The 18,044-nt window shown below is 73.4% G+C and carries 12 protein-coding genes and 1 pseudogene; 6 read left to right on the forward strand and 7 right to left on the reverse strand.

From position 1 onward, the window contains the following. The first annotated feature begins 2 nt into the window (after positions 1-2). Positions 3-923 carry a carbohydrate ABC transporter permease gene (locus tag ACSMXO_RS09285; protein ID WP_346255995.1) on the forward strand — a complete coding sequence of 307 codons (921 nt, stop codon included), beginning with the start codon at positions 3-5 and terminating at the stop codon, positions 921-923. Positions 924-926: 3 nt separating this feature from the next. Here ACSMXO_RS09285 and ACSMXO_RS09290 read toward each other — a convergent pair whose 3' ends face one another. Next, entirely contained in the window at positions 927-1,529 is a 603-nt protein-coding gene (locus ACSMXO_RS09290) for a GNAT family N-acetyltransferase (RefSeq protein ID WP_346255996.1), read from the reverse strand. Between the two features lie 35 nt (positions 1,530-1,564). Here ACSMXO_RS09290 and ACSMXO_RS09295 point away from each other — a divergent pair, with 35 nt between their 5' ends. After that, positions 1,565-2,869: a glycosyltransferase 87 family protein gene (locus ACSMXO_RS09295; RefSeq protein WP_455417391.1), complete on the forward strand. Its 1,305-nt coding sequence runs from the start codon at positions 1,565-1,567 to the stop codon at positions 2,867-2,869. 9 nt (positions 2,870-2,878) lie between these two features. Here the strand turns inward: ACSMXO_RS09295 and ACSMXO_RS09300 are convergent. Next, positions 2,879-3,319 (reverse strand): annotated as a pseudogene (locus ACSMXO_RS09300) (N-acetyltransferase family protein); the annotation flags it as partial. An 80-nt stretch (positions 3,320-3,399) separates the two neighbouring features. On the opposite strand from ACSMXO_RS09300, the gene ACSMXO_RS09305 reads away from it, so the two are divergent. Next, positions 3,400-4,629, forward strand: a complete 1,230-nt coding sequence (locus tag ACSMXO_RS09305; RefSeq protein ID WP_346255998.1) for a winged helix-turn-helix domain-containing protein — start codon at positions 3,400-3,402, stop codon at positions 4,627-4,629. A gap of 103 nt (positions 4,630-4,732) precedes the next feature. Beyond that, a complete protein-coding gene (locus tag ACSMXO_RS09310; RefSeq protein WP_455417392.1) occupies positions 4,733-5,299 on the forward strand; it encodes a DUF2752 domain-containing protein in 567 nt (188 codons plus the stop codon). A gap of 13 nt (positions 5,300-5,312) precedes the next feature. Here ACSMXO_RS09310 and ACSMXO_RS09315 read toward each other — a convergent pair whose 3' ends face one another. The 5 genes from ACSMXO_RS09315 to ACSMXO_RS09335 all read right to left on the reverse strand — a co-directional run bounded on the left by ACSMXO_RS09315 (position 5,313) and on the right by ACSMXO_RS09335 (position 14,653). Further along, positions 5,313-5,693 (reverse strand): bleomycin resistance protein, encoded by a 381-nt coding sequence (locus ACSMXO_RS09315; protein WP_455417393.1) that lies wholly within the window; start codon positions 5,691-5,693, stop codon positions 5,313-5,315. 152 nt (positions 5,694-5,845) lie between these two features. Further along, positions 5,846-9,220, reverse strand: coding sequence for a S8 family serine peptidase (locus tag ACSMXO_RS09320; RefSeq protein ID WP_455417394.1), 3,375 nt, complete (start codon positions 9,218-9,220; stop codon positions 5,846-5,848). 338 nt (positions 9,221-9,558) lie between these two features. Further along, complete coding sequence (locus ACSMXO_RS09325) at positions 9,559-10,239, reverse strand: hypothetical protein (protein WP_455417395.1); 681 nt, start codon at positions 10,237-10,239, stop codon at positions 9,559-9,561. A gap of 47 nt (positions 10,240-10,286) precedes the next feature. Then, positions 10,287-12,776 carry an FHA domain-containing protein gene (locus ACSMXO_RS09330; protein ID WP_455417396.1) on the reverse strand — a complete coding sequence of 830 codons (2,490 nt, stop codon included), beginning with the start codon at positions 12,774-12,776 and terminating at the stop codon, positions 10,287-10,289. Next, positions 12,773-14,653: a protein kinase domain-containing protein gene (locus ACSMXO_RS09335; protein WP_455417397.1), complete on the reverse strand. Its 1,881-nt coding sequence runs from the start codon at positions 14,651-14,653 to the stop codon at positions 12,773-12,775. The genes ACSMXO_RS09330 and ACSMXO_RS09335 overlap by 4 nt, the downstream gene beginning before the upstream one ends. 131 nt (positions 14,654-14,784) lie before the next feature. Here ACSMXO_RS09335 and ACSMXO_RS09340 point away from each other — a divergent pair, with 131 nt between their 5' ends. Together ACSMXO_RS09340 and ACSMXO_RS09345 are read left to right on the forward strand one after the other, a co-directional pair. Continuing rightward, a complete protein-coding gene (locus tag ACSMXO_RS09340; protein ID WP_455417398.1) occupies positions 14,785-17,781 on the forward strand; it encodes a BTAD domain-containing putative transcriptional regulator in 2,997 nt (998 codons plus the stop codon). A gap of 82 nt (positions 17,782-17,863) precedes the next feature. Continuing rightward, entirely contained in the window at positions 17,864-18,043 is a 180-nt protein-coding gene (locus ACSMXO_RS09345) for a hypothetical protein (RefSeq protein ID WP_455417399.1), read from the forward strand. The last annotated feature ends 1 nt before the right edge of the window (position 18,044 follow it).

Genomic DNA, 18,044 nt, shown 5'->3' on the forward strand with positions numbered 1-18,044 from the left:
CGATGGCCGTACTCACCCAGCCCGGCTCGGGGCCGACGATCCGCCCGCCCCACGACGGCGACCCGCGCCCGGCGAACCGGAGCCGCCGGCCGGGCGGCCACCCGGCGGCCGCCTTCGCCGGGTACGCCGTGCTGGTCTTCTTCGCGCTGGTCTTCCTCTATCCGTTCGTCATCCAGCTCGGCAACGCCTTCAAGACCGAGCCGGACGCGGCGGCGAACCCGCTCTCCCCGGTGCCGTCGGTGCTGGACCTGAGCAGCGTGCAGCGGATCTTCGAGGGGACCGACTTCCCGCTCTGGCTCGGCAACTCCACCCTGGTCACCGTCGTCGTCACGCTCGGCCGGGTCTTCTTCGCCTCGCTGGCCGGCTACGCCCTGGCCCGGCTGCGGTTCACCGGCCGGCGCGCCGTCTTCGCCGTGGTGGTGGCGATGATGGCGGTACCGCCGGTGGTGCTGCTGATCCCGAAGTTCCTGGTGCTCAACCAGCTCGGCCTCTACAACAGCTACTCGGCGCTGATCGTGCCGCTGCTGGTCGACGCGACCGGGGTCTTCGTGATGAAACAGTTTTTCGAGTCGATCCCGGTCAGCGTCGAGGAGGCTGCCCGGATCGACGGGGTCGGGGCGTTCCGGATGTTCTGGTCGGTGGTGCTGCCGATGGCCCGGCCGGCGCTGATCACCGTGACGATCATGTCCTTCCAGGGCTCCTGGAACGAGCTGCCGCACACCCTGGTCGCGGTGCAGGACCCGGGACTGTTCACCCTGCCGCGCGGGCTGGCCGACCTGGTCAGCGGCTCGCTCGGCGAGGGCAACCAGTACCCGCTCAAGCTCGGGGCGGCGCTGCTGGCCACCGTACCGGTGGCGATCATCTTCGTGGTCTTCCAGCGCTACTTCGTGCGCGGCGCCAACGAGGGGGCCGAGAAGGGCTGACCTTCACCCCTGCGCGGGCTCGGCGGCGGCGCCCGGCTCGGGTTCGGCGGCGAGCGAGACGTGCAGCCGGAGCTGCGGCACCAGCAGGTCGTCGACGTCCAGCGCCCGGGCCGCCCCGTCCGGCTCCCAGCCGGCGCCGCCGAGGAACTTCCGGGTCGCGGCGTCACCCTCGAAGGCCCAGGCCACCGCCGTGTCGAAGCCGTCGGTGCGCCACAGGTCGACGCTGGCGGCGAGCAGCCGGCTGCCGTGCCCGCGCCGGCCCCACCTCGGCTCGACCAGCAGGTCCGTCACGGCGACGACGCCCGCGCCGAGCGCCTCGGCCGGTTCCTCCGGGGCCAGCGCCTGCTCGTCGGGGGGGCCGGATGCGGCAAATCCCACCAGATACGATTGTTCGGCCTGCTCGACGGCGACCAGGACGCGGTGCCGTTCGGAGGGGGGCGCCTCGACCGCCGCACTCCACCGGCGACCGAGCCATTCCTCGTCCAGGTTGTCGAGCACGTGCTTGGGCAGCATCCTCCGATAGGCGACCCGCCAGGTCGCGAGCTGGATGCGTGCGATCTCGCCGGCGTCTGACGGACGCGCCGGGCGGACGTACCCGAGAGCCATGAGTGGGAAGCCTACGCAGGGCAAGGGGGGCGGCAATGGCGCAGGGTGCCGGTTGGCGTACCCGGTACCAGGTGCTATTCGTGATCGCGTTGGCGGTGCTGGTCACCGGGTTCCTCTCGGTGGCGGCGGTCCGGCACGGCTTCTTCGACCTCCGGGTCTACTACGGGGCGTTGCACCACTGGGTACGCGCCGACGGCGAGATCTACGACTGGCTCAAGCCGGACAGCAAGTACGGCTTCACCTATCCGCCGTTCGCGGCCCTGGTGATGCTGCCGCTGGCGTACCTGAGCTGGCCGGCGGCCATGGTGATCAGCGTCACCCTGACCGTGCTGGCCAGCGCGCTGCTGATCTGGTGGCTGGTCGACCCGATCGCCCGCCGGACGGGCTGGACCCGGTGGTTCACCCTGGCCGTCGCGCTCTGCCTGGCGGCGGCTTTCGAGCCGATGCGCGAGACGGTCAACTTCGGCCAGGTCAACATGCTGCTGCTGTTCCTGGTCGGTGCCGACCTGCTCTGGCTGGTCGCCCCGGTGACCCCGTTCGGGCGCCGGCTGCCGCAGCGCTACCGCCGCTTTGCCGGGGTGGGTATCGGGCTGGCCACCGCGATCAAGCTGACCCCGGGCATCTTCATCGTCTATCTGCTGGTCACCGGGCGCTGGCGGGCGGCGCTGGTGGCCAGCGGCACGGCGGCCGCGGTCACCCTGCTCGCCGCCGGAGTGGCCCCGGACGCGTCCCGGGAGTTCTGGACCACCGCGCTGTGGGACACCGACCGGGTCGGGTCGCTGTCGTTCATCTCGAACCAGTCGTGGCAGGGCGTGGTCGCCCGGCTCGACCCGGACCATCCGAACATGCTGCTCTGGCTGGTGCTGGTGGCGGCGACGGTGGGGGTCTGGATCTGGCGGGCCCGGGCCGCGGCGGCGGTCGGCGACGAGGCGGCCGGGCTGGCGCTGACCGGTGTGGTGCAGAGCCTGGTCAGCCCGGTCACCTGGGTGCATCACCTGGTCTGGCTGATCCCCGCGCTGATCCTGCTGGTCGACAACGCGTACGCCGCCCCGGCCGGCAGCGGGCGGCGGCGCTGGCTGCTGCGGTTCGCGGTCTTCGCGTACCTGGTGCTGATCAGTCGGCTGGTCTGGATCTGGGAACGCCGCTTCGACGGCCTGCTCGGCTTCCTGGGCAGCAACTTCTATGTCTGGATCAGTGTCGCACTGCTGTTCGCGCTACCGGTCCGGGGACCGGGCCAGCTCGCCGAGTCGGGCGGCGTAGCGGAGTTCGACCAGCCCAAGCGGCGGCCGTCCCCCCGACCGTTGCAGTTCGTAGCTCGACCGCTCACCATCGGCGACTAACCCGGCCCGTTCGTAGAACCGGCGGGCCCGCCGGTTGTCGGCGAGCACCCAGAGCCGCAGCTCGGTCCAGTCGAGCGCGGTCAGCTCGGCGACCGAGGCGGCCAGCAGTTCCCGGCCCACTCCGGCGCCCCAGTGCCCGGGCCGGACGTAGAGGCCGAGGATCTCCGCGTACCGGTGGTCGAGGCGGTCCGGGTCCTGGTCGACCCGGTACGGCCCGACGGTGCAGAAGCCGAGCACCGCCTCGTCGTCGCTCCGGGCCACCAGGGTCCGGAACGGGTGGTCGGGCTCGGCGGTGCCGAGGTCACGGCGGCGCTGCGCCCAGGCGGCGACGTTCAGCCGGGCCAGTACCTCGGCCGGCATGATCTCGGCGTACCCCGTCTGCCAACTCCGGACGTGCACCTCGGCGATGGCCAGGGCGTCGCCGGGGGCCTCGGGGCTGACGGCTAACATCAGGATTGTTTTATCCCGTTTTGCGGGTCAGGTCCAGGCCCAGCGCGTCGTGTCGGACCCGTCGACTAGGGTCCGGGGCGATGGCCGTACCCGAATCGTTGTCGCTGCCGCAGGCCCGGCGGATCGCGCTGGCCGCTCAGGGCTTCGCCGATCCCGCGCCCGGAGCCGTGCCGACCCGTCGGCATCTGCGCCGGGTGCTCGACCGGCTCGGCCTGCTCCAGATGGACTCGGTCAACGTCCTGCAACGGGCGCACTACCTCCCGCTCTACAGCCGGCTCGGGCCCTATCCGGCCGAGCTGCTCGACCGGGCCGCCTACCGGCGTCCCCGGGACGTCTTCGAATACTGGGGGCACGAGGCGTCGCTGGTCCGGGTCGACCTGCAACCGGCGCTGCGCTGGCGGATGGCCGCCGCGCACACCGACGCCTGGGGCGGGATGCGCCGGATCGCCGTCGAGCAGCCGGAGCTGGTCGCCCGGGTCCTCGACGAGGTACGCGCCAGCGGCCCGATGACCGCCGCCGAGATCGAGCACGACGCGCCCCGGGAGACCGGGAACTGGGGCTGGAACTGGTCGGCGGTGAAGCGTGCCTGTGAATTCCTCTTCTGGGCCGGTGAGCTGACCGCCGCCGCCCGGAACAGCTCCTTCGCCCGGGTCTACGACGTACCGGAGCGGGTGCTGCCGCCGGAGGTGCTGGCTGCGCCGACCCCGGAGCCGGCGGAGGCCCACCGCAAGCTGGTCGAGATCGCCGCCCGGGCGCTCGGGGTGGCGGCCGAGCCGGAGCTGCGGGACTACTTCCGGCTGCCGGTCGCCGCCGCCCGCACCGCCCTCGCCGAGCTGGTCGAGGCGGGCGTGCTGCGGCCGGTCACGGTGCAGGGCTGGCGGCTGCCCGGCTATCTGCACCGGGACGCCCGACTGCCCCGGTGGATCCGGGCCAGCACCCTGGTCAGCCCCTTCGACCCGCTGATCTGGGAACGGTCCCGCACCGAGCGCCTCTTCGGGTTCAGCTACCGGATCGAGATCTACGTGCCCGCACCCCAACGGGTGTACGGCTACTACGTCCTGCCGTTCCTGCTCGGCGATCGGTTCGTCGCCCGGGTCGACCTGAAGGCCGACCGCAAGGCGGGGACGCTGCTGGTGCCGGCGGCCTGGGCCGAGCCCGGCATCGATCCGGTCGAGACCGCCCGGGCCCTCGCCGCCGAGCTGCACCGGCTGGCCGGCTGGCTCGGCCTGGGCGCGGTGGCGGCCCCGGTCGGCGGAGACCTCGCCGGGCCCCTCGCCGCCGCCCTCGCCAGCATGCTCGCGGTACGGTGAGACGAGCCGGCCGGCGTCCGCTGGGCCGGCGGGCGGCGCGTCGCGAGCGGTGGCGAGCGATGCCGACGCTGTGGCGGACGCGATCGGCGACGGGTAGGGCGGAATGACGAGCGTTGACGAGACCCGGTCCGGCGAAGCCGGGACGGCACCTGACGCCGGCTGGCCGAGCGGGGCAGCGGCGGCCTATCCGGATTATCCGGTGCCCCCCTACCAGGCTCCCGAGCCCGACCGGCTCACCCGGTTCGTCAACCGGATCCAGGCGCGGGCGCCCCGCTGGCTCGCCCCAGTGGCGGCGCTCGGCTGCCTGGCCGGCGCGGTCGGCTACACCCTCTTCGCCGATCCGACCCGGAGCGCACCCGATGCGGCGCCGTCCTGCATCCTCAAACTCACCACCGGGCTGGACTGCCCGGGCTGCGGCGGCACCCGCGCGTTCTGGTACGTCCTACACGGAGACCTGCCGGCGGCGGCCCGGCACCACCTGCTCTTCGTCTTCGCCCTACCCTTCCTGCTCTACCTCTACGTGGCCTGGGCCGGGCGGCAGATCTTCGGCTGGAAGCTGCCGCAGTTGGAGATCACTCCGAAGACGATCGGCATCTTCCTCGCCGCCTGGGGGGTCTTCTCGGTGCTGCGCAACCTGCCCTGGGCGCCCTTCGACGCCTTCTACGTCTGACGGGACCGGACGGCTACGTCTGCCGGGCCGGGCTCGGGGAGCCTATCCGGTGCAGCGTGCCGTCCGGGTCGGCGAAGGCGAATTCGCGCAGGCCGTACGGGGTGTCCCGTACCTCGCCCAGCCGACCCTCGACACCTGACCGGGCCCAGTCGGCGTGCAGTGTGTCGGCGTCCGACACGTAGAGATAGACGGTTGCCGCCGTCCGGGCGGGGTCGTGCTCTGCCCACTCCGTGAGGTGCAGGGATACCGGCCCGCGCTCGACGAAGCCGTAGCGCTCACCGCCGTCGTACGGACGAACGGTGAAGCCGAGCCGTTGATAGCGGTCGAGCGCGGCGTCCAGGTCCCGCACGGGCACCACCGGGGCGACGCTGTCGAACGTGACTTCCTGGGCCATCCGATACTCCACGTCGCCGACTCGCCATCCGTGCTGGTGTGGGTGCGACCTCTGGGACCCTACCCCGTCCGGGCGAGGCAGCCGTGGCTCTCCGCCGGATGGTCAACGGGTGCGGTGACCGGCAGACTCCGGCCACCGCACCCGTACGCCCGCTACCCGATCTTGTATGCCCGGATCACCGTCTGGGTGACCGTGTTCCCGGCGGTGTCGGTGGCGCTGGCCCGCAGCGAGACGTAGCCCGGCTCGGCCGGATGCCGCAGCACCGCCTGCCCGGCCGTCACCTCCGCCGGAGCCCAGTTCACCCCGTCGTTGTACGACACCTCGACGGTCAGGTTCTCGTTGGCGCCGGCTCCCGACTCGGGCTGCGCCGTCACGGTCACCGGGATGGTGCCGGTCTGTCCGGCCGGGGTGCTGTTGTCGTTGTCCACCCGGGGCGAGAAGCGCACCGTGGAGATCGGTAGCCGGACCGGCGACTCCCCGGCGACGTGCCCGGACCGGAACGTCCAGGTCACGCTGACCCGGGTGGAGAGCGTCGCCGGCCCGCCCCGCTCCGCCGTCATCGTCAGCCGGTACTCCCCGGTCTCGGGTGGCAGTTCGATCGTCCCGTTCAGACCGTCGAGTTCGGCCAGTACCTTGCCGTCGCGCTCCAGGGTGATCCGGCCGGTGGCGATCGAGGAGAAGCCGGCCCGGCCGACGCCGTCACCGTAGAGCGGGGCCTGCACGGTGAGGGTGTCGCCGAGCCGGGTCACCCACTGGTGCTCGTACGGCGGTGCCGCCACCGTCGGCCCGAACACCCCGCGACTCCACTGCTCCTGGTACGACTGCCCGGGCCGGTACGCCACCGGCGGCGCCACCAGGCTGGTCAGGTACGCCTGCTCCGTACCGGAGCCGGTCGTCTCGTCGACCGAACGGAACCACTGCGCCCGGCCGTCGGTGTTGTAGTACTCGATCCGGGTCGACGGCAGCGGGAAGGTCATCGCGTGTGCGAACCCGCCCATCACCGACTCCGGCAGCACCGCCCAGGCCAGTTTCCGGCCGCTGCTGCCGGAGGACTCGTGGCCGTGGTCGGCCCGGACCGTGGCCAGGTCGGCGGCGGTCACCTGCCGGGTGAAGCCGTTGCCCATCCGCCCCTCGTCGAGCCAGCACAGCAGGTACGCGTACGAGTGGTCCGCGGCGTCCGCCGGGGCGAACGTGGCGGTGGTCCGGGAGACGAACCCGGCGGCCGCCTGGTCCGGCCCGACCCGACCGGTACGCAGCCGCTCGAAGGTCCCGCCGAGGGTGCCGACCTCGGCGGTGCGTCCGGCGGCCAGCACGCTGGTGGCCAGTTCGGCGAAGACCTGCCGGGCGCTGCTGTTCGGCACGGTCACCCCCAGCGGTCGACCGAGCCGGGCGTCGAGGACGACGCTCCGGTCGCCGCTGACCTCCAGTTCGGGCTGGGCGAGGATGCTGGTCAGATAGGTGCCGTCCAGCGGGCTGGTGATCGCGGTGAGCGCGGCGTAGCGCCCCTTCGGCACCCGGAGGGTTGCCGTGCCGTCCTCGGTGACCGGCATCGAGATCGATCCGGCGCTGTCCAGCGCGGCCAGCATGGTCAGATAACCGTTGGTCGGCTCGCCGGCCTGGCCGAGGTGCGAGACCTTGACGTCGTAGCTCTCCATCTCGCGGTCGACCGCCAGCGGGGTGGGCACACTCCCGCCACCGCTCACGGTCGCGGTGAGGTGGCCGGTGAGCTGCCCCAGCGGGCCGCCGCTGCCGGCCGTGTCGGCGGTGACGGTCGCCTCGGCGGTGCCGCCGGCCGGCACGGTGACGCTGCTCGGCGTGACCGCGAACATCCCGGTCGGCACGGCGGTGCCGTCCGGCGCGACCGCCCGTACCCCGAGTTGCAGCGTGACCGCCGCCGTGCCCGCGTTGTGGTAGCTGACCGTACGCCGGACCGGGGTGTCGTCGTCGTGCGGCCATGCCTGCCGGCCGAAGCTCAGGCTCGGCGGATCGGCGGTGACCCGCTGGTCGAGCGCCCGAGCGACGTCCAGCCGGCCGGCGCCCTGGGCGAAGACGCTGAGTTCGGGGTTAGGCCGGGCGGCGGCCATCAGCGCGGCCTTCAGGTTGCCCGCCGGCAGGTCCGGCTGGCGCTGCGCCAGGATGGCGGCGGCCCCGGCGACGTGCGGTGTGGCCATCGAGGTGCCGGACATGCTGATCCCGCTGCCCTCGGGCACGTCCGGCCCGGTGTCGATGCTCCGGGCGGCGACGATGTCCAGGCCGGGGGCGGTCAGGTCGGGCTTGATGGCGCCGTCGCCCTGCCGGGGGCCCTGGCTGGAGAAGCCGGCCAGGGTGTCGGACTTGCTGACCGCGCCGACCGCCAGCGCGGCGTCGGCGGTGGCCGGCGAGCCGATGGTGCTGGTGCCCGGGATGTTGCCGGCCGCGACCACGAAGAGGGTGTCGTGGGCCTCGGTCAACTGCCCGAGGGCCTGCTCGACCGGGTCCACCACCGGGCTGTCCAGCCCCGTCAGGCTCAGGTTGACCACCTGAGCGCCCGACTCGGCCGCCCACTGCATGCCGGCGATGATCGCGGACTCGGCGCAGCCGCCGGCCGCGCAGACCTTGCCGTCCAGCAGCCGGGCGCCGGGGGCGACGCCCTTGAACCGGGCCGCACCGGTACCGGCCACGGTGGAGGCGACGTGCGTGCCGTGTCCGGCGATGTCCCGGTCGTCCTCGGCGCCGTCGGTGAAGTTGCGCTGCCCGGTCACCTGTCCGGCGAGGTCCGGGTGGGTTTCGTCGATGCCGGTGTCCAGCACCCCGACCGTCACTCCGCTGCCGTCGAAGCCGGCCGCCCAGGCGGCCGGCGCGCCGACCTGCGGGACGCTCTCGGCGAGGGCGGGCCGGCGCAGGCCGTCGAGCCAGACGGTGCGCACGGTCGCGGCCATGGTGCGCCGGGTCGGCTCCGTCCCGGTCAGGTCGGTCCAGAACCGGGGCAGCCCGGCCCGGTCCACCGCGACGGCCTGCCCGGCGACCGGGGGGAGGTCGCGGACCAGTCGCGCGCCGGCCCCGACCAGCGCGCGCTCTCCCTGCACCCGGTCGTCGGCACCGGCGTACGTCACCAGCAGTGGCAGGTCTCCCCGGCGGTCGTAGCCGAACTCCAGCAGTGCGGTGACGTCGAAGAGCCGCTCGTCCAGTCGCCCGCTGCGGACCAGGGCGAGGGCGTCGGTCGGGATGACGTGCAGCCGGTCGCCGACTCTCCGGGTCAGGAACTCGATGCCGGTCCGGCCGGGTCCCGGCTCGACGCTCGCCTTGAGGTCGGTGGTGACGGTGACCCGGTCGCCGGTGACCAGGCTGACGGTCCGGGCACCGGTACCCGCCGTCGGGTCGGCCCCGGGTGTGCCGGGCGGGGCCGAGGATTCGGCCGGTACCGCGTATCCGGCGAGGCCCGCCGGTCCCGCCATCGCGGCCGTGCCTGCCGGCGGTCCGGGTACGGCGAACGCGAGCAGCAGGGCGAGACCCGTTACTCCCCACGTAAGCCTTTTAACTGGATTCATGGTGTGCCTCCCCTGGATACCGGTCATACCGGCACTCCTCTGCATTGACCGAAACACATCACCGGAGAGGCGGCAACATAGACGTCCATAGATTGGGATGATCGCCGGCTGGAGCGACTACCCACAGTGGACCGCCCGGATCCCTCGAACGGGCGGTCGGGCCGGCTCCTCGATCTACAACTCCTCCACGGCGGCGCTGGACAACCTCACCCGCCGCGCCGGGCAAGGCCAGCACGGGCGGCAACCAACACGAGCGCTTCGGGTACGGCCGGCGGTACCGGTTCGAGCCTGAACGAACCAGGCCACGAACGGGCGGCGGCTGCCGTACCAGTCGCCGCTCACGGCGCCGGCAATGCCCGAGGGCCCTCGGAACCGTCGTCCGGGACGATCTCGCCGCTCACGGCCCGCCGCCGGTGCGCCGCCGCCTCCGACACCGACCAGGCGATCGCGGCCAGGGCCGGCAGGCGCAGGCCCTGCTGGCCGTACACCAGGTGCGCGGCGCTCACCGCGAACCACGGCGCCGCCGGGCCGTGCAGCATGATCGGGTCCCCGACTTCGTAGCGCAGTACGAACAGCCACTGCCCCATGTCACCCTGGAACTCCACCACGCCCTGGTGCCAGAAGCTCAGCCACTGGCCCCGGTAGTCGCAGAGCAGGCGCTGATCAGTGAGGATGGTCCGGACGTGCGCGTGGTCCCGCCACTGGGCCGCCGCCGATGCCTCGGCGCGCCGCCGCGCCGAGGAGTTGGCCATGGCGTTCGCCGCCAGACCGGCCGCCACGAACGTCGCGGAACCGAGCAGCAGGGTGCTGCTGCTGCGGTACGACACCGACGTGCCGTAGAAGCGGGCGTAGCCGAGCACGGCTTCGGCGTACGCCACCTCGTCCCGGTTCAGTCGTACCGCGCCCGGCGGCAGCGCGGTGAGGGCGCCCCCGGCGTGCAGGTGTTCGTACAACTGGCAGGCGTTGGCCCATCCCTCGCGATGAGCGACGTCGATCGCGTCGTCCTTGCGGCGGCCCACCGGTTTCCCCCGTCCCTCTCAGTGCTGAAATGCGCTGTCCTGCCTGGTCAGCGCCCCGGTTCGTGGCGCCGCAGCGCCCAGCGGGTGGCGGCGGTCAACATGCCGCCCTGTAGCGCCAGCACACCCATCGCCCACCACCACGCGCCGGTCGTGTGCCGCCACAGTGCGTCCGCGGACGGGTCGACCGTCAGCGAACGGAGATCGACCGTGGCCGCCGCGGCGGCGTACCCCCACCGGGCCGGCGCGAGCCACGACAGCTCCGCCACGCCGGTGCGGTCGACCACCTCGAAGAGGCCGCCGCAGAGCACCAGCTGTGCCATCACCAGCCCCACCAGGATCGGCATGGTCTGCTCCCCGGTGGAGACGTACGCGCTGACCAGCAGCCCCAGCACGGTCGCGGTCAGGGCAGTCAGCCAGACCACCACGATCAGCTCCAGCAGCGGCCACGGCAGCGCCAGCGCCCGCGGTGCCCCGGGCCGGCCGGCGAGGCCGACCACCACGAACAGCGCCGCCTGGACCGCGGTCACCACCGCGAACACCAGCAGTTTCGACCCCAGGTACGCGCTCGGCGCCAGCCCCACCGCACGTTCCCGCCGGTAGATGGCACGTTCGCGGACCAGTTCCCGGATGCCGCCGGCGAGCCCGATGAAGATCCCACCGATGATCAGCACGACGAGCAACTGTGCCGGTTCCAGGCTCGGCCCGGAGGCCGACCGGGTGAAGCCAGCGCCACCGGGGATCACGTGCAGCAGCGCGGCGAGACCGAGTGGCAGACCGAGCAGCAGGGCCGCGTACGTCCGGTCCGCCAGGGTGACGGCCGCCATCCGCCGGGTCAGGATTGTCAGCTGCCGCCGCCAGCTCTGCCGCGCCGGCTGGACCGGGGCTGGCTGGGCGTCGGCCGCTCGGGCCTGCGCCGCTGGGTCGTACGCCGGGTGGGCCTGTGCCGGGTGGGCCTGTCCGGAACGGTTGCCGGGCCCGGCCGGTCCGACGGCGGCGGGCCGGGGCGGCAGCGTGGCCGCATAGCGCGCGGCCCAGCCGTCCGGGTCGTCGGCCACCTGCTTGAACACGTCGGCGTACTCCCGGGCGCCGAAGAACCGCAACAGCCCGTCGGGTGGTCCGACGTAGGCCACCTTGCCGCCCCGGCCGAGCACGAGTACCCGGTCGCAGACGTTGAGGTGCAGCGGGCTGTGAGTGATCACCACGACGGTGCGGCCCCGGTCGGCGAGGTCCCGCAGACCGGTCATCACGTCCCGGTCCAGCGCCGGGTCGAGCCCGGAGGTGGGTTCGTCGAGGAAGAGCAGCGACGGCTCGGTGAGCAGCTCCAGCGCGACCGAGGTGCGCTTGCGCTGACCGCCGGAGAGCGTGTCGATCCGCTGGTCCGCCTGGCTGACCAGACCGAGCTGGTCGATCACCTCGCTGACCCGCCGCTCCCGCTCCGCGCCCGTCACGTCGGGCCCGAAGCGCAGCCCGGCGGCATACCGCAGGGCCCGGCGTACGGTCAGCGCCGAGTGCAGGATGTCGTCCTGCGGCACCAGGCCGATCCGGTGACGCAGTTCGTCGTACTCGGCGTACAGGTCGCGGCCCTGGTAGCTGACCGTGCCCTCGTTCGCCGGGCGGTAGCCGGTCAACGCGGCGAGCAGCGTCGACTTACCCGCCCCGCTCGGACCCATCACGGCGAGCAGGCTGCACTCGTCCAACGCGAAGCTGACCTTGTCGAGCAGCCGCTTGCCACCCGCCACGGTGACGCCCAGCCCGTCGGCGTGCAGCGAGACCCGCCCGGCGTCGACGTACTCGCGCAGCTCGGCGGCGTCGACGACGAGTTGGTGCCGGCCGAAGGACAGCAGGTCACCCGGGCGCACCTCGGCGGTGGTGACCCGGCGGCCGTTGACGAAGGTGCCGTTGCGGGTGCCGAGATCGACCAGGTTCAGGCCGGCGGGGGTGCGGAGCAGCTCCGCGTGGTACCGCGACACCAGCAGGTCGTCCAGGACGATGTCGTTGTCCGGGGCCCGGCCGATCCGGGTCCGCCCAGCCGCCCGGTACGTCGCGGACGGCACCCGCCCGGCCTCGAAGCGTGGCGTGCCCGCGTCGGACGTACCTCCGGCCGGCATCCCCGACGGTGTGCCCGGGGTACCCGGCGGCGTGGCCGTGCCGGGCGGGCCCGGCGGCCTGGCCGCGGCGGCCATGGTCGGCGGTGGCGGCGCGAGTGGTGGCGGAGTGACCTGCGGCGGTGCCGGTGTCGACGCCGGCCGCAGGGTGAGCCGGGGACCGTCGAACCCGCCGAGCCGGACCTCCACCGGCCCGGTCAGGTCCAGTTCGGAGACCCGGCCGGCCGGGGTGTACGTGCCGTTCTGGCCGCCCAGGTCGCGCATCCGCCAGCGCCCGGCCTGGTACCGCAGCTCCAGGTGCTCCCGGGAGACGCGCGGGTCGTCGACGACGATCCGGCACAGCGGGTCCCGGCCGACCCGGAGCGCCCCCTCCGCCGGGGTGACCCGCCGCTCCCCGTCCGGGGCGCCGATCAGCAGGATCGCGTCGGTCATGCCCCACCCTTGGGCAGTCGCTTGGCCATCGCGGTGGCGAGCTGGATCGCGTCGGACTGGTATCCGCCCTTACCCTCCACCACCACCTCGATGACCACCTGCCCGCGTCGGACGAAGACGATGGCGATGTCGTAGTACTGCCCGGTGTCGGCGAAGACGCCGAGGGCCTCGTCACCGAGCTTCGGGACCTGCATCTCGGACCACTTCTCGCAGCCGGCGGCCTTCGTCCGGACCGCGTCGAAGAAGACGTTCGCCTCGTCGGCGTAGAAGCCCGCGACCGCCGAGCCCACGTTCGGGTAGCTTCCGGTGTTGACGTCGAAGCCGTTGGTCTCGCTGGCGCCGATCGCGTTCGCGGTGACCCTCCCGTCGCTGCACAGGCTCAGCGCGGAAAGCCCACCCTGCAGGATGTCGTCCGCGTCCCGGGGACGGATGACCTCGCGGCGGGCCTTCAGCACGGCCGTGATGTCGGCGGCCGTGACCAGCGCCGGCTGCAACGCGGTCACCGGTGGCGGTGGCTTGCTCTTGTCGTACGACCGGGTGGGGGTGGCGCCGGGCCCGGTCCCGAACAGGTCTCCGTCCGGCGAGGCCTGGTATATCCCGACGCAGCAGGCGACGAGGGAGAAGAGCAGCACGCCGACGACGATCAGCGGTGCCTTGCTGCCCCTCTTCTGCGGCGGCGGGGTGCTGAGGAAACCACCGACGGCCGGGGAGAGCCGTGGACCACCCGGGCTGCTCGGCGGCATCGGGTAGCCCGACGGTGGCGGCGGCGGTGACGACACCGGCCGGGTGCCACCGGTCGAGCCCGGCGGCATCGGGTAGCCCGGCGGTGGCGACGTCGGCCGGGTGCCACCGATCGAGCCTGGCGGCATCGGATAGCCGGGCGACGCCGGGGCGGCGGCCGGCGAGACCGGCCGCGCGGGCCCGAACGACGTCTCGGGCAGCGCCGAGCCGGCCGATGATCCAGGGATCCCTTCCGGCCCGGCGGCGCCCGGAACCCCGGAGCCGACGGAGGTCTCCGGCGGCGCGGTACGCAACGCCCGGATCCAGGCCGCCGCACTCGCCGGCCGGGCCTCCGGCTGCACCGCGAGCATTGCGACGATGCCCCGCACCTGCCGATCCTGGCCTGGCCCGAGCGCCGCGGTCAGCCGCTGCACCATTCCCGCCGGGTCACCGGGCAGCGGTGGGTTCCCGGTGATCGCGTAGTAGACGGTGGCGCCGAGGGTGAACCGGTCGGTCGCGGGGGTGTACTCGCCACGGGCCAGCGACTCCGGCGCCATGAACGGAGCGGTGCCGAAGATCCGCGACGTGCGGTCGGTGCTGCGCAGGCGTACCAGCCCGAAGTCCACCAGGTAGACCCGGCCGTCGGGGGCGAGCAGGATGTTCGCCGGTTTGATGTCGCGGTGCAGCACCGGGGCAGCGTTGGTGTCCCGACCGCTGTGCAGGTAGTCGATCGCCTCGGCGACCTGCTGTAGCGGGGCCAGCACGTCGAGCCCGCGTACGTCACCGCGCTCCAGCGCCGTCTGGAGGCTGGGACCCTCGATCCACTTCATCACGAAGTAGAGCCGCCGGCCCGCCGCATCCGGCTGGTGCCCGGCCGGATGCGGCGGCGCGCCGACGAAGACCTCCTTCACCTTCACCAGCGCCGGGTGCTCCAGGTGGGTCAGCAGGGCCGCCTGGAGCCGCAACTCCTCCAACTGCCGGTCGGCAGCCGAGTCGTCGTCGAGCCGGATCAGCTTCACGGCGTACGAGAACGAGTCGGCGCCGTGGCGTTCCCGGGCCAGCCAGACCTCACCCTCGCCACCTGCCGCACGCCGCTGCACCAGTTCGTACCGGTCCGGCGCGTCCGCCGGGCCGACGTACCCGGGCCCCCCGTCCATCGACACCCTGATCCACCCGATCTCTTCCGCCCTGGCCGCGTCCGCCGTCAAGCTAACGGATCTTCCGGGTGTGGATCCGCCGCTTGTTAGCGAGTTGTGAGTACCTGGGTGAGGTGCGGTAACAATGGCCCGTGCAGTTCGGGATCCTGGGGCCGGTCGAGGTCCGACACGACGGGCGGCTCCTGCCCAGCGGCAGCGGGCGGGAACGGCTGGTGCTGGCCAGCCTGTTGCTCGGCGCCGGGAAGGTGCTCCCCGCGGACGTGCTGATCACCCGGCTCTGGGAGCAGCCGCCCGGCTCCGCCCGGGCACAGCTGCACAACCTGATAAGCGGCCTGCGCCGCCGGTTCCGGGCCGTGGACCCGGACCTGATCGAGACCCGACCCACCGGGTACCTGCTGCGCCTGCGCGGACACCGACTGGATCTGACCGAGTTCCGCGACCTCGCCGACCGGGGACGTGCGGCCGCCTCGGGTGGGGACCACACCGCCGCGGTGGCGTTGCTCGACCAGGCGCTGGCGCTGTGGCGCGGCCCGGCGCTGGCCGACGTCGCCGGAGTGGACAGCGGGCGACTCCGCGAGGCCCTGCACGGCGAGCGGCTCGGTGCGGCCGAGGCCAAGCTCGACGCCGTGCTGGGGCTCGCGGAGTACGAGGCGGTGCTGCGCGAGGTCGAGCCGCTGCTCGCCGACAATCCGTATGCGGAGCGGCTCTATTGCCAGCAGATGTCGGCGCTGGCCGGCCTGGGGCGGCGGGCTGAGGCGCTCGCCGTCTACCGCCGCGCCTACCGGCGGTTCGTCGACGGCCTGGGTCTGGAGCCGGGGCCGTTGCTGCGCGCGACACAACAGCGGATCCTGCTGGGTGAACCGGTGGCCGGGGCGGGCACGGAACGGACCCGTCCGGTGCCGAGGCAGCTTCCGCCGGCGCCGGCGCTGACCGGCCGGGAGTCGCTGCTCGACCGGGTCCTCGGGCAGATGACCACCGCTGATCCGGCCTGCGCCCCGGTCGTGCTCCTGACCGGTCCCGGCGGGGTCGGCAAGAGCGCGCTGGCGCTGGCGGCGGGTCACCGGCTGGGTGCGGCCTTCCCGGACGGGCAGCTCTACGCCGACCTGCGGGGCAGCCACGACACGCCGGGAGATCCGTACCGGATCGTGGAGCGTCTTCTGCGGGCGCTGGGCGTCGCGGGCGGTGATGTCCCGGACGATCCCGAGGAGCGGGTGACGCTGTACCGCAGCCACCTGGCCCGGGGCCGGATGCTGGTGGTCCTGGACGACGCGGCCGACGAGGCGCAGCTACGGCCGTTGTTGCCGGGATCGGCCGGCAGCGGCGCGGTGGTGACCTCGCGGCGGCACCTCGCCGCGATGCTGGGCGCCGCCCGGGTCCCGGTACCCGCGCTGTCCACCGAGGACGCGGTACGGCTGTTGACGGAGGCTGTCGGCGAGGCGAGGATCGCCGCCGAACCGGAAGCGGCGCGCGAGATCTCGCGGCTCTGCGGTGGGCTGCCGCTGGCGCTCTGCATCGCCGCCGCCCGGCTGGCGGTACGGCCCGAGGAGACCGTCGACGAGCTACGGCAGCGGCTGGCGGTGGAACGGGGCCGGCTGGACGAACTGGCCGTCGGCGACCTCGACGTCCGGGCCAGCATCGCGTTGAGCTACCGGGCACTGCCCGCCGAGGCACGGCGGCTGGTGCGGCGGCTCGGGCTGCTCAGCACCACCGACTCGGCACGGTGGGCCGCGCAGGCGCTGCTGGACACCACCGACGGCCGGGCCCGTGCGCTGCTGCACCAGCTCGCCGACGTACACCTGGTCGAACCGCTCGGTCGGGACGCCGTGGGGCAGCAGCGGTACCGGCTGCACGACCTGGTCGCCGAGTACGCCCGGGAGCGGCTCATGGTCGACGACGAGCCGGCCGACCGGGAGCAGGCGCTGGCCCGGCTGCTGCGCGGCTGGCTCGACCTGGCCGGCGAGGCCGACGAGCTGCTCGGCACGCCCGAGGCGGAACGGAACCGGGAGACCGGTCCGATGGTCAGCAGTGGTCAGCGTGCCCTCCGTGCCGACCCGCTCGCCTGGTTCGAGACCGAACGCGCCGGACTGGTCGCGGCGGTCGGCCAGGCGGGCCGGGCCAACCTGCCGGACCTGGCCGGCGGGCTCGCGTTGCGGCTGTCCGGCTTCCTCCGGCTCCGCTCCTACGACGACGACCTGGAGCACATGCTGCGGCTCGCTCTGTCCTGCGTGCCCACCTCCGGGGCGGATCCGCTCCGGGCCCGACTGCTCGGCGAACTCTTCGCCGCCTGCCTCGGGCGGGACCGGTACGCCGAACTGCCCGCCATCGCGGCTGACCAGCTCGCGGTGGCTCGCCGGATCGACGACCCGCAACTGCTGGTACGCGCGCTCACCAACTCCGGCCTGGCGGCGCTGCGCGCCGGGCCGTCCGGGGAGGCGTTCGACTGGCTGGCCCGGGCGGTGAGCACGGCCCGTGACCTGCAACTGCCCGGTCACCTGCGACGCGACGCCCTGGCCACCCTCGGCTTCGCGTACTGGGAGATGGGCGACCCCGGCCGGGCCGTGCCACTGCTGGCGGAGGCGTTGGCCGTCAGCGACGCACCGATCCCTCCGCTGCGGGACGCGCTGCACCGTTACCACTACGGGCTGGCGTTGACCGACACCGGTGAACTGAGTGGCGCGCGGCAGGCACTCGCCGAGGCGATGGAGGTCAGCGTGCGGCTCCGCGACGACCTCGGCACGGCGTACCTGGAGCAGGCGCTCGCCGATGTCGACATCCGCGAGGGCAGGTTGCCGGAGGCGGCGCGGCGACTGGACCGGGCGCTGGCCGGACACGAGGCGCTGGGGCACCGCGACGGGCTCGCCGAAACGCTGCGTTCCCTGGGGGACCTGGCCGCCGCCGAGGGCCGGTGGGCGGATGCGGAAGCGTCGCTTCGGCGCGCACTGGAGTTGTACCGGCGGATCGGGGCTCGGCCGCAGGCCGCCCGGGTACTGGCCCGGCTGGACCGGGTCAGCGTCGCGGTCGGTGACGGAGGCGCCGCCGCGGGGTACCGGGTGAGGTGGCGGGCCATCCTCGACGGGCTGAGCCTGGCGGAGGCAGCGCTGCAACTCCCGCCGTTCCTCGACCGATGAGCGTGGGTCCTCGGGCGCCGGCGGATCATCGGGATCAACTGCTCCCTTCGGCTCCGCATCGTCGACAACGTGGGTGGGGCTGGTGGCGGTCGGGCAGGCGTCGCTGTCCCGGATCCCGGTCGACGGTTCCCATCTCCGGCACTGTTCCGGGCTGGTCCTGTTCGGACTGGGGCTGGGCAGCGCGTTCGTCGCGGCGACGGTGCTGGCGGTCGCCGGCTCGTCCAGGATCCCGCTGGACCGCCGCCCGAGGTACCACCGGTGAT

The organism is Plantactinospora sp. DSM 117369 (genome assembly GCF_053764795.1).